The organism is Bradyrhizobium sp. CIR48 (genome assembly GCF_014198315.1).
GTDB lineage: Bacteria > Pseudomonadota > Alphaproteobacteria > Rhizobiales > Xanthobacteraceae > Bradyrhizobium.
Map to the genome: position 1 here is coordinate 831,797 of NZ_JACIHG010000002.1, position 12,548 is coordinate 844,344.

Here is a 12,548-nt window from a genome sequence, read left to right on the forward strand (position 1 = left end):
TGACGGCGCGACCTTCGCCCCGCTGCCGCCCCCTCACTCCGCCGCTGCGACGCGCCCGAGCTCCACCACCTGGCGCTCGAACAGGCCGCGATAGATGCCTGCAGGCTTGCTCGCGAGCACGGCGTGGGTGCCCTGCTCGACGACCTCGCCGCGGTCGAACACCAGGATGCGATCGAGGCTGCGCACCGTCGACAGCCGGTGCGCGATCACGATCGAGGTGCGGCCCTTCATCAGCCGTTCCATCGCCTCCTGGATCAGCGCCTCCGATTCCGAATCGAGGCTCGAGGTCGCCTCGTCCAGGATCAGCACCGGCGCGTCCGCCAGGAACGCGCGCGCCAACGCCACGCGCTGCCGCTCGCCGCCCGACAGTTTCACGCCACGCTCGCCGACCAGCGTGCCGTAGCCCTTGGGTAGGCGCAGGATGAAGTCGTGCGCGTTCGCGAGCCGCGCCGCCTGCTCGATCGCCTCGAGGCTGGCGCCGGGCCGGCCATAGGCGATGTTCTCGGCGAGCGAGCGGTGAAACAGGATCGGATCCTGCTGCACGATCGCGATCTGGCTGCGCAGCGATTGCTGCGTCGCCAGAGCGATGTCCTGCCCGTCGATCAGCACATGGCCGCCGGTGACGTCGTAGAGCCGCTGCACCAGCTTGACGAAGGTCGTCTTGCCGGAGCCGGAGCGTCCGACGAGGCCGACACGTTCACCGGCCCGGATCGTCACCGACAGCCCGTCATAGAGCGGCGCGCGATGGCCGCCATAATGGAACGTCACGTCGTCGAACACGATCTCGCCGCCCTCGATCGCGATCGGCCGCGCATCGGTTGCATCGGCGATGCCGATGGGCTCGGCATGGATCGCCACCAGCTCGTCCATGTCGTTGACCGAGCGCTGGAGGTTGTTGATGTGCATGCCGACGTCACGCAAATAGGCGTGGATGATGTAGTAGCTGGTCAGCACATAGGTCACGTCGCCAGGCGAGGCATGTCCCGACATCCACAACAGCACCGCGCCGCCGATCACGGACGTGCGGAGGCAGAGCAGCAGCGACAGCTGCGCCATGGACGTGTAGTTGTAGCGCAGCCAGGTCCGCCGCACCCGCACGCGCCATCGGTTGATGACGCGGGCGAGCCGCGTATCCTCGCGCGCTTCCGCGCCGAACGACTTCACCACCGCGTTGCAGGTCAGGGCATCCGCAAGCGTGCCGCCGACCTTGGTGTCCCAGGCATTGGAGACTCGGGCGGCCGGCGCGATGTAGCGCGTCGAGAACACGACGGTGATGGTGACATAGAAGAACGCGCCGACCGCGATCACCACGCCGAGCGAGGCCCAATGCAACCCGATCAGGACCATCGAGCCGATCAACACCAGCAGCGAGGGCGCCAACGCCATCAGGATGGTGTCGTTGAGCAGGTCGAGCGCCCACATGCCGCGCGTGATCTTGCGCACGGTGGAGCCCGCGAAGGAGTTTGCGTGCCAGTCGGTGGAGAAGCGCTGCACACGGATGAAGGCCTCCTGTGCGACGTCCGACATGGTCTTGAGCGTGAACGGCACGATCGCCTGCAGGCCGGCCAGCCGCAGCGCCACGGAGGCTGCGCCCAGCGCCACGATGGCGCCGAAGGCAACCAGGGCGGCATGCTGCGCATCGGGATCGGACGGGCCACGCGTCAGCGCATCGACCAGCCGGCCCGAGAAGACCGGCATGAACAGGTCGGCAATGGTCGCACCCAACAGGCCGCCGGCCACGATGAGCCCCCGTCCCGGCTGCTTCAGCCAGTGCCGGAATACGAAGGGCAGCACCAGGCGGATCGCCGCGGGCTTTTTTGACAGAGCGGTCATGACATCATCCGGCCGCCTTTGGCGCGGGCCGGCTCCATCGATGGACATAGGCCGGCCGCGAGGGCCGAGACGGCGTCACTTAAGGTTGGCTTTGGCTTGGGAAAGAAAGCGATCGGGACGCTTGGTCGAAAACTTGGCCCAATCGAAACTGGCGGAGGAGGCCTCTAACAGGCCGCGTACATACCGAACCAGAACATCATCGAGCGCGGGCGTACGATCTGCGAAAGCGACGAAATCATGCAAATCTCTCCCCGGTTCGAATGAATGAGGTGCGCTTTATAGATGTGTCGTTTGCGACTTGCAACGGGGCTCGCGCGAGATCACGGATGAGTGTTGCAATTTGGTGTGGGCGGCCTTGGTGCGCTCCACAGCCGTCCCACCCTCCGCCGTGATGCTCCGCGAAAGCGAGGCATCCAGTACGCCGCGGCGGATGTGGTGAGAGCGAGTTCACCAACGCCGGCCTCTGGAATACTGGATCGTCCGGTTAAGCCGGACGACGACACCGCGTGTGTGGCAACATCAATGCGCGTCGCCGCCGCCGGTCATTGGGGCCGGCTTGCTCAGCAGCGTCACCAGCAGGGTGAGGCCGAGATAGAACAGCGTCAGCACGAAGAAGGCATCGCCGAAGCTCATCACGACGGCCTGGCGGTGCACGAGCTGGGAGAGCTGCTTCATCGCCATCAACGTGGAATCGCCGAGGCCCTGGAACTTCTGCATGAACATGGTCAGGGTTTCAGTCGCCGACGCATTGCCCCAGGTCACGCGCTCCTGCAGGCGGGTGATGTGCAAATCGGTGCGGTCGTTGAGCACGGTGTTGATGACCGCTAGTCCGACCGCGCCGCCGAGATTGCGCATCAGGTTGAACAGGCCCGAGGCGTTCTTCACCCTATCAGGCGCCAGCGTGCCGAGCGCGATGTTGTTGGTGGGCACCATCGCGAACATCATGCCGATGCCGCGCAGGATCTGCGGCACCAGCAGCTCGTAGAAATCGTAGTCGCGCGTGATCCAGGTCATCTGGTAGGAGCCGATCGCGAACACGACGAGGCCGAACGCGATCATGTAGCGCATGTCGACCTTCACCATGAGGCGGCCGACCAACGGCGCCACCAGGAACATGGTGATCCCGGAGACGAACATGGTCTCGCCGATCATCAGCGCGCTGTAGCCGCGCACTTCGGCGAGATAGCGCGGATAGATGTAGGTCAGGCCGTAGAGGCCGATGCCGATGCAGAACTGCAGGACGCAGCCGATCGCGAAATTGCGGTTGGAGAAGGTGCGCAGGTTGACGATCGGCTCGGCCGCCGTGAAGACGCGCCAGAAGAAGGCGATCGCCGAGATCGCGCAGATCCAGGCGCAGATTGCGACCGAGGTATCCTGCATCCATTCATATTGCGGCCCCTCCTCCAGCACATATTCCAGCGTGCCGAGGAAGCCGGCCATGAACAAGAGACCCCACCAGTCGAAGCGGTCGAGCAGCTCGAAATGCGGCTCGTCGAAATCGACCAGCGCCAGCACGCCCAGGGTGATGCCGATGCCGGGTACGACGTTGATGAAGAACAGCCAGTTCCACGACATCAGGTCGGTGATGTAACCGCCGACCGTCGGCCCGATGGTTGGGGCCAGCGTCGCGACCAGCCCGATGATGGGACCGACGATGTGGAATTTGGAGCGTGGAAAAACGGTATAGGCCGAGGCGAACACCGTCGGGATCATTCCGGCGCCGAGGAAACCCTGCAGAGCGCGCCAGAGGATCATCTCCTCGATGGTGGTGGCGAAGCCGCAGAGCAGGCTCGAGGCGGTGAAGCCGGCCGCCGAGATTGCGAACAACAACCGCGTGCCGAAGGCGCGCGACAGGAATCCGGACAGCGGGATCGCAATGACCTCGGCGATCAGATAGGCGGTCTGAACCCAGGAGACCTCGCTGGAGCTCGCTGACAATCCGGCCTGGATTTCGCTCAGGGAGGCCGAGACGATCTGGATGTCCAGGATCGACATGAACATCCCGAACACCATGATGATGAACGCGAACAGCCGCTTCGGCGCGATGCGCTCCGAAGCGGGATCGGCCATCATGGCGGGCGAAGCGGTGGTGGCGTTGGCCATGGTCTGACCTCGCAGCGCTCAGGCTGTGGCTACTGCGGGTGGATCGCGGTGGGATCGTCGAGGTCGACCTCGCTGTCGGCGTCGGCCGCGCCCTTGTTGGTGTCGACGGTCGCATAGACCGACATGCCGGCACGAAGCAGGTTCTGCTTCGCCACCGACTTCGGCACGCGGATGCGGACCGGCACGCGCTGCACGATCTTGGTGAAATTGCCGGTGGCGTTGTCGGGCGGCAGCAGAGTGAACACCGAGCCCGCACCCGCCGCAATGCTGTCGACGACACCGGAGAACTTGCGCATGCCGTAGGCATCGACCTTGATCGTCACCGACTGGCCGGGACGGATGCGCTTGAGCTGCGTTTCCTTGAAATTGGCATCGATATAGACGGCGTCCAGCGGCACGATGTTGCCGAGGCGCTGACCGACCGCGACGAAGTCGCCGGTGTTGACGAGGCGATTGGAGAACGTGCCGTCGACCGGCGCGCGCACCGCGGTAAAGGCGAGGTCGCGCTCGGCCTTGGCGAGCGTGGTCTTGAGCTCGGCGAGCTGGGCCTGCGCTTCGGCCTGCTGCGCTTTGGCGACATCGACATTGCTGATTGCAACGTCGTAGGCGGCCTGCGCGGCCTTGACCGCAGCGGCGCCCTGGTCGCGTCCGGCTTCCGAGCTCTCGAAGGTGGCGCGCGAGGCAAACCCCTTGTTGCTCAGGGCCTGCTGGCGCTCATAGTCGAGATCGGCGCGCTTGAGGCCGGCCTCGGCCGAGACGAGCTGTGCCTTGGCCTGCGCCACCTGGCTGTCGAGCGCGGCGACCTGGCGGCCGATGCGATCGATGGTGGCCTGCTGGGTCGCGATCCTGGTCGCGGCGGCATCGACCGCGATCTTGTAGTCACCCTCGTCGATGCGGAAGACAATGTCGCCCGCTTTCACGGTCGTGTTGTCGCCGGCAAGGATCGAGGCGATGTGGCCGGAGACGCGCGCGCCCAGCATGGTGTTGTTGGCGCGGACATAGGCGTCATCGGTGGAAATGTAGAAGCGGCCAACCAGCGTGTAGTAGCCGGCATAGCTCGCGGCCGCGAGCGCCAGCAGGAGGCCGACGCCCATCAGGACGAACTTGCGCTTGCCGGATTTGGGAGCGCCGGCAGCGGGTGCCTCCGGCGCAGATGCGGCCGGCTTGTCGGTCGCGGGCTTCTCCGGCGCCTCGGCAGTGCGGCGCTTGGCTTCCTCGGCCACGTGAGCGCGCAATTGCTCGGCAAGGGGGGCAGCGTTCTCGATCGCGGCATCACCGTCCGCGTGCTCCTCCACCGTTTCCTGGCGAAGGACGCGCGCGGCCTGATCTCTCGATACGGCCATAAAGGCCTCCCCAAAAAAGCGCGATCAAAGGGACAGCCGGCGTGCGGCCTGTTCCCTCTCGCTAATCCAAATATCATTGACCGAACGGTTCGGTCAATATACATAATAATCCCGGCCGGACCCTACTGACGAGAATCCTTTATTCGGGTTTCATGGCCGCAAACCCGACTCAAAAACCTGCCGAGACCCTGAACCAATGGTTGTAGCCGGCCGCGATCATCTGCACGTCATCCAGGAGGAGGACGGCTCCAAACGTCGCCAGATCCTGGATGGCGCCCGCAAAGTGTTCATGGATCTCGGCTTCGACGGCGCCAGCATGGGCGAGATCGCGCGCGCCGCACAGGTCTCCAAGGGCACGCTCTACGTCTACTTCGCCGACAAAAGCGCGCTGTTCGAAGCCATCCTCGAGCAGGAGGCGCTCCAGTTCGGCCAGGTCGTGTTCAATTTCGATCCCGCGCGCGATGCCGAGACCACGCTGAAGGAGTTCGGCCGGGCCTACATCCACTTGCTCTGCCGGCCCGGCGGCGGATCGGCGATCCGCACCGTGATGGCGATCGCCGAGCGCATGCCCGATGTCGGCCGCCGCTATTATGCGCGAGTGCTGGACAAGACCATCAACCGCCTCTCCGATTATCTCAAGATCCATGTCGCCTCCGGCGATCTCAGGATCGACGATTGCGACCTCGCAGCGTCGCAGTTCATGGAGCTGTGCAAGGCCTCGCTGTTCCTGCCCTTCGTGTTCCAGGCTGCGCCCGCGCCGTCGGAAGAGCGCATGACCGAGGTGGTCGACAGCGCGACGCGGATGTTCCTGGCCGCGTATAAGGCGAAGTAGCGGCGCGTTGCGCAGACCAGTCAGGCGGCCCTATATTTGCGGCCATGTCCCGTGATCTTCGCCCGCCCGTCGATATCCTCCATTACGAGATCGTCCAGGAACAGGCCTCCGCGCTTGGACGGATGGGCCGCACACTCGAACAGGCACTGACGCGCTTGCGCGAGTTCGACGCCGCGCACGCGCGCTCGGAGCTGCCGGCATCGATGCAGCCGGCGCGGCGCAAGCTCGTGCTGGAAGCCGGCCAGGCGCTCTGGATGTTCGTGGTGCAGCGTGAGGCGTCCGGTCTGCGCGACAGCCGCCATATCATGCGAACCTACAACGTGCCGGGCGAGGTGCAGCTCTGCATGGGGCTGGTCCCCGCACCGGCGAAGCCGAAGTAGATCGTAGCCTCCGTGAGCGCAGCTACAAGAGCAACTGCTCCGTCTAATCGTCGGCGTAGTCGTCTTCCTCGCGCTTGTGCCCCGTGCTCTTGCGCGCACCGAGCGAGCCGGTCACGGAAGGCTCGCGCGCATTCGCGTACGGCCTGCGCGACTGCGCACGCGAGGCGACCTCTTCACCGGAGACGGCGGCGGGCTGACAGATCAGGCGGCGGCTGGCACGGCGCATCAGATCGACGTGGATGTGATCGTAGTGATAGACGTTCGACCCCGGCGCGAGCACCGTGGTGAAATGCGCGCAGGCACCCGACTGCACGTCGCGCAAAAATCCCTGCTCCTCCGGCATGCCGCGCCAGCCATCCTTCACGGTAACGCGGCGGCCGTCGGCGAGCACGAAGGCGGAAATGTCGAGCGCGTTGCCGAAGGCGTGTTCGGAGATGTGAGAATGCGGATTGCCGTTCATGCCGCGGCAGGAATAGGCGGAGATCTGCTTGATCTCGGCGACGCGGACGCCGAACCAGCGCATCGCGGAGGGCTGCACGGTGTCGGCGAGCCAGCGGTCGAGCTCGGACACGATCGGACAGGCGAGCGTCGCGGTCGGCTTGATCGCGACCGGACCGACGGCCGTGACGGGATTGCCCTGCGCCGGGCCAAGGCGCGGCGGCGGCTGCTGCGCAGGCGCCTGGGAGTAAGGTGCAGGCCGCGCCGGATAGCTCGGCGCATTCATGTAGCGTGCCGCTCCCGCGGCGTCGGTGCCATCGGGCGGCAGGTCGATCTCGTCCTCCTGCGCCGCCACGCCGGGCGCGTTCAGTGACACCGGCCCGCTCGAGCTGCCATAGCCGGAGGGTTGGCGCACCGCGCTTTCGGGATAGTTCGATCGTTGCGGATAGGACGATGCCGGATAATTCTGGCTCTGGGGGTAATTCGACCGCGGCTGCGTCACCGGCCAGCGCGGCTGGCCGCCGATGCTGCCCGGCGGGCGCAGCTCCTCGTCGGCAAAGCCGTAACTGCTCGAGGCTTCGCCGATGGCGGCGACCTTGAGCGGAAACTCGGCGCCGCACATGCCGGGCCCGGAGATCGGGTCGATGCGGACGAGATCCGGCCCCTCTTTCACCGCGCCCGATTTCAGGCATGCGGCTTCGGCCTCGGCCCGCCACGGTTCGCGTTCGGCCTGGAAGAAGCCGCGTCCGCAACCCGCTAGCGAAACAAGGACGATGGAGCCGACGAGATACAAACGAACTCCGCGCGTCATGCACGCACGTTCGGTGAATTTACTTAAAGACTCTTCAACACGTTGATTTCAGAGTTCTTTAACCATACGGGCCGGCGCGCGCCTGGAGTCGGCAGGACCGAGCGACAGCAAGCCTGACTTTTTCGCGAGGAGAGTCTCTGTTAACCATAATGCCCGCGCGCAAAGCGGCGCGCACGGAGGGAGCGACCTCATGACGTTCGCCGGGAGACTGAGCATAGTCACCGCGTACCTCGCCATGGCGTTCGTTGGCGCCATCGTGCTCGGCATGATCTAGCATCGATCAACCACATCGCGGCCGCTTACCCTCCCCTGGAGGGGGAGGGTCGGCTCACATGAAGCGCAGCGGAATGTGAGACGGGGTGGGGTGACAGTCTCTCCTCATCGAACAGTGCCCGAGTGGAGAGATCACCCCACCCCGCTCACGCTTTGCGCGATCGACCCTCCCCTCCAGGGGAGGTAAGAGAAACGCTACGACCGCGCACTCCATTGCCGCGATGTCGTGATCAGTTGCTCTCGTGGCGCCTCGATCCGCGTCCAGTCATTGCCGGAGCACCAGAAACGGCCGAGCGCACAGGCTTCGACATGGAGCCTGCCGGAGCTCTTCAGCGTCATGGTCGCGTAATAGGTGTTGCCGCTGGAGCGGCTGTAGATGTTGCCGGTCCAGACGTCGTGCGACTTCGGCTTCATGTTGACGAGCACGCTCTCGCCGCGGCTCGACGTCTCCGTCAGCGCGTAACCGCACAATGCAGGACCACAGCGCTCGATGCGGACCGTGCCCTTGGCGCCGGGGCTCTCCCATTCGCCGAGCGGCATATGGGCCGGCTCGTCGTCGCTGGGCTGTGCGACCGTTGCGGTTTGCTTGATCTCGGGACTCGGGAAGGGCGGCGGCTCCAGGCGCGGCGGCAGGTCGACCCGCGGTGGATTGAGGTTCGACGCCGCGAGTGTCGGCGTCTCGACCCCGGTCGGCGGCACGACAACGGGCTGCGACGTCGTGGCAGCGACAACAGGGCCGGTCGGCGCTGGCGATGCCGCGACGACGCTCGCTTGCGCCGGTTTGACCGGCGCCGGGGGATAGACCGGCTGCAGCGCCGCGACCGCAGGCGGCGCTGCTGACGTCGTGTTGACGTCCTCTGTCGGTCGAAGGCTGCGGCTGGACACCGAAACACAAGAAGCAGACCGGCAATTGCGCGGCGACTCAACGCGGAAGCGGTGACCGCCGATCGAGAAAGAATAGGAGCCGGCCACGGCCGCGGGCGTGATCGCCATCAGTGCGATCAAGGTGCCAAGCGAAGTCGCAAGCCGTTTCATCCACACCTCCTTGAGTGTCGCCACGAGCTTACGCAGAGGCGTTGCCACTGAATGTGCGGTGTCGCACCCAGACGGCGCGCATCGTTGTGACCCCCATCACAGAACGCCCGGCCGGTCCGGCGTAGGGTCGAACCACGCTTCATCCACCAGCGACTTCGGTCCATATCGGGATCACGCCATTTTCGGAGGTTGTCATGAACAAGCTCACCATCGCCGCCGCCGCGCTCTTTCTGGCGTCGACCGCCGCCGCTCAAGCCGGCGGCAACACGATCTCGTTCCAGATCGAGGGCCAGCACATCCGCATCGAGACGCCGCGCAACTGCGCCTCGCTCAACTGCGTGACCATCGTTGCGCCGGGCCTGTCGGACAAGCCGATCAAGCTGAACAACATCAACCTGAAGGGCCTCGGCGGCTCCAAGGACGATGACGTCGACACCACGCCGGCTCCCGCCACCACCGCGCAGCCCGCCCCGGCGCCGCAGCCCGTGCAACAGGCGCCCGTGCAAGCGATCGCGCCGGCCGCCCCCGTTGTTGCTCCCGCGGCCCCTGCGGCGACCGTCGCCGCCGCGCCGTCCATCGATGCGACGACGCAGCCCGCGCCCGTTGCGGCTCCTGCTCCGGTCGCCGCTGCGCCGGCCCCTGCTTATGTTCCTGCTCCGGCTCCGGCGGCCGCCGCGCCCGTGCAAGCCGCCAACACGCCGATCGGCGTTTGGGCGACCGAAGAGAACAAGGGCAATGTCCGCGTCGAGCAGTGCGGCGCCAATCTCTGCGGCTATGCCGTGAAGACCAATGCGCGCATCCTGATCAACATGAAGCCAGAGGGCTCGAAGTGGAGCGGCCGCATCCACGATCCCGACTCCGGCCGCAATTACGACTCGACCATCGCGATGAAGGGCCCGAATGCGATGCGCGTGCAGGGCTGCGCCTTCGGCGGCATGTTCTGCGGCGGCCAGACCTGGAAGCGCGTGAGCTGACATTATCCTCGCCATCCCGGGCGATGCGAAGCATCGACCCGGGATCTCGCGCGTCGGCCCCACTCTATCCCCTCACCCTGAGGAGCCTGCATAGCAGGCGCCTCGAAGGGCGAGGCCCGGATCGACAGCGGGCCTGCATGGTTCTCGCGGCGACGCGCAGCGTCGTCCGCCACGCGCGCAAAGGGGCGCGCTCCTCCACCATAAGGAGAGAGAGCGCCGTTTGAATGTTCGGCCCTCCTCCTGCTACACACGTTCATCCGCCATTCAGGTCCTCCCGGCTGATATCAACCGATCTCGCCTCGCGTTCTCACCGGGACTTCCTCGTGACATCAATGCTGGCTTGGCGCCGCTTCGTGTTCGCGCTCGCCCTGCTGGCCCTGCCGCCGGCCGGCGCGAGCGTTGCGATCGCATCCGATGCGATCGAAGTTGCGCAGGCCCAGCCACAAGCGCAGCCGGCGCCAGCGTCCTCCCCGGCGCCGTCGGCTTCACCGACACCGGCCGCGGACGCACAACCCGCCGCCGTCGAACCGATCGGCAACGTCGCGACAGTGACGGGCATCGCGACCGTGATCCGTGACAAGAATTCCTATCCGCTGCGCGTGCGCGACGACATCTATCTCAACGACGTCGTGCAGACCTCGTCGAACTCCACGGTTGGCATCACTTTCGACGACGCCACCACGTTCAATCTTTCAGCCAGCTCGAAGATCACCATCGACAATTACGTCTATGAGGACGGCGGCAAGCAGAACTCCGCGATCTTCGACGTCGGCAGGGGCACGGTCGCCTTCGTCGCGGCTGCGGTGGCGAAGACCGGCAACATGAAGATCACGACGCCGACCGCGACGCTCGGCATCCGCGGCACCACCGGCGTCGTCGACGTGCCCGAGGGCGCGGCAGCGAGCAACGCGCGCAACGTCAACATCAAGCTCTATCCCGACGCCGACGGCCGCGTCGGCCACATCGACGTCGACGACCGCAGCAGCGGCACGCGGCTCGGCGCACTGACGCAAGGCGCGAGCGGCTTTGCGATCCGGCCCGGCGCGGGCATTGCCGGCGCGATGCGCTTCGCCGCGGTGCCGATCACGATTCCCGCGCAGCAGATCGCGCGCGACCGCGGTTTCGTCGGCCAGGTGCATCTGGCGCAGACCACGGGCCGCCAGATCGTTACCGAGCAACGCGACTTCCGCCGCGCCAATCCGACCGCGCTCAGCCGCATTCCGCGGCCGGTCCAGCCGCCGCAGCAACAACAATTGCGGCCGACGACCGCGCCGGGACAGCAGCCGCAGCGGCCGAACGGCCAGCCCGGCCAGAATAACCGTCCCGGTCAGCAGCAGCCGGGCACGCCAGGTCGGCAAGGTGCCCAGCCGCCGCAACGGCAAGGACAAGGTGGCGCGGTGCAGCCGGGTGGCCAGCGTGCGGGCCAGGGGCAGCAGCCGCGAGGCCAGCAGCAAGGCCAGCCGCAGCGCGGCGAGCAGCAAGGCGCCGGGCGTCCACGTGCACCGCGCGAAGGACAGGGCGCAAAGCCAAACGGCACGCCGCAAGCACAGCCGCAGCGTGGTGGGCAAATTCAGCCCGGAGGAGTCATGCCGTCACAGCCGGGCGGGACTCATCCGCAGCCGCAACTGCCGCGCACCGGGATGCAGCCGGGCCAGCCGCCCGCAGCTCAACAGCCGGGCATGCAGCACCCCGGCGGCTTCCAGCAGCGCCTCCCTGCCGCGCAACGCCCCGCCGCACCGCGCAGACCGGCGCCGGCTCCGAAGGAGAAGGAGCGGCGGTGATAGTGCCGCCCTCGCCGCGCCGCTTTCTCCTTCGTCATTGCGAGAAGCCCTTGCGACGAAGCAATCCAGGATCTTTCCGCGGAAGGATCCTGGATTGCTTCGCTGCGCTCGCAATCACGATGTGGAGGGAGTTGGCGCTCGCCCAACCGCATTAACTCGCGAAAGCAGCGCGCTTGAACTCACGCCTCGCCGCGCAGCCAGGCCTTCACCTTCTGCAGCAGACCATGCCGCAGCTCCTCGACGGATGCGGCTTCGGCGGGTGTCAATGTCTGCAAGGCGGCATCGATGTCGTCGCTCGACGGTACCGGCTCGGCCACCGGCGCGGACGCCAACCCCGCGGCCGCAAGCGCGATCGGGCCGATCTGGGTCAGGAAGGCGCGCTCATATTCCCGCGACAGGCGCGCAAGCGCGTCGTCCAGCGGCAGCCAGTCGACCGCCTTGATGTCGTTCGTCAGCTTGCGGACCGGACCGCCGTCGGCCTCCATTCGCCAGAAATGCACGACTTTTGAGCGGCCGCCGGACTGGTAGACGAGCGTGCCCAGGAATTCGTGGATCGCGACGTCGTGGCCGGTCTCTTCAAGCACCTCGCGGTGCGCGGCCTCTTTCGGAGTCTCACCGTCGTCGAGCTTGCCCTTGGGCAGGACCCATTCATTGCGCTTGCGCTGACGCACGACTGCAACCAGCGGCACCGCTCCCCGCCGCAGCACAATACCACCCGCCGCCATCACCGGCGCTCGCGCCATCA

General features: G+C 66.3%; 10 protein-coding genes. 4 read left to right on the plus strand and 6 right to left on the minus strand.

Annotated features, from left to right (window positions below; genetic code table 11):
- Positions 1-33: 33 nt before the first annotated feature.
- The 3 genes from GGD66_RS10295 to GGD66_RS10305 all read right to left on the minus strand — a co-directional run bounded on the left by GGD66_RS10295 (position 34) and on the right by GGD66_RS10305 (position 5,279).
- Positions 34-1,833: an ABC transporter ATP-binding protein gene (locus GGD66_RS10295; RefSeq protein ID WP_183257577.1), complete on the minus strand. Its 1,800-nt coding sequence runs from the start codon at positions 1,831-1,833 to the stop codon at positions 34-36.
- 519 nt (positions 1,834-2,352) lie between these two features.
- Positions 2,353-3,936, minus strand: coding sequence for a DHA2 family efflux MFS transporter permease subunit (locus GGD66_RS10300; RefSeq protein WP_183257578.1), 1,584 nt, complete (start codon positions 3,934-3,936; stop codon positions 2,353-2,355).
- A gap of 29 nt (positions 3,937-3,965) precedes the next feature.
- Entirely contained in the window at positions 3,966-5,279 is a 1,314-nt protein-coding gene (locus GGD66_RS10305) for an HlyD family secretion protein (RefSeq protein ID WP_092253495.1), read from the minus strand.
- Between the two features lie 196 nt (positions 5,280-5,475).
- Between GGD66_RS10305 and GGD66_RS10310 the strand changes: the two genes are divergently transcribed.
- Together GGD66_RS10310 and GGD66_RS10315 are read left to right on the plus strand one after the other, a co-directional pair.
- The gene (locus tag GGD66_RS10310) at positions 5,476-6,111 is read left to right on the plus strand and encodes a TetR/AcrR family transcriptional regulator (RefSeq protein WP_183257579.1); all 636 of its coding nucleotides are present in this window, start codon (positions 5,476-5,478) and stop codon (positions 6,109-6,111) included.
- A 44-nt stretch (positions 6,112-6,155) separates the two neighbouring features.
- A complete protein-coding gene (locus tag GGD66_RS10315) occupies positions 6,156-6,491 on the plus strand; it encodes a DUF6665 family protein (protein ID WP_183257580.1) in 336 nt (111 codons plus the stop codon).
- 43 nt (positions 6,492-6,534) lie between these two features.
- Here GGD66_RS10315 and GGD66_RS10320 read toward each other — a convergent pair whose 3' ends face one another.
- A complete protein-coding gene (locus GGD66_RS10320) occupies positions 6,535-7,740 on the minus strand; it encodes an extensin family protein (protein ID WP_018318653.1) in 1,206 nt (401 codons plus the stop codon).
- A gap of 468 nt (positions 7,741-8,208) precedes the next feature.
- Entirely contained in the window at positions 8,209-9,048 is an 840-nt protein-coding gene (locus GGD66_RS10325; protein ID WP_183257581.1) for a DUF2147 domain-containing protein, read from the minus strand.
- A 194-nt stretch (positions 9,049-9,242) separates the two neighbouring features.
- Between GGD66_RS10325 and GGD66_RS10330 the strand changes: the two genes are divergently transcribed.
- A complete protein-coding gene (locus GGD66_RS10330) occupies positions 9,243-10,022 on the plus strand; it encodes a DUF2147 domain-containing protein (protein WP_092253502.1) in 780 nt (259 codons plus the stop codon).
- A 332-nt stretch (positions 10,023-10,354) separates the two neighbouring features.
- A complete protein-coding gene (locus GGD66_RS10335) occupies positions 10,355-11,803 on the plus strand; it encodes a FecR domain-containing protein (RefSeq protein ID WP_183257624.1) in 1,449 nt (482 codons plus the stop codon).
- 179 nt (positions 11,804-11,982) lie between these two features.
- On the opposite strand, the gene GGD66_RS10340 is transcribed toward GGD66_RS10335, so the two are convergent.
- The gene (locus GGD66_RS10340; protein WP_183257582.1) at positions 11,983-12,546 is read right to left on the minus strand and encodes an NUDIX hydrolase; all 564 of its coding nucleotides are present in this window, start codon (positions 12,544-12,546) and stop codon (positions 11,983-11,985) included.
- Between the last annotated feature and the right edge of the window lie 2 nt (positions 12,547-12,548).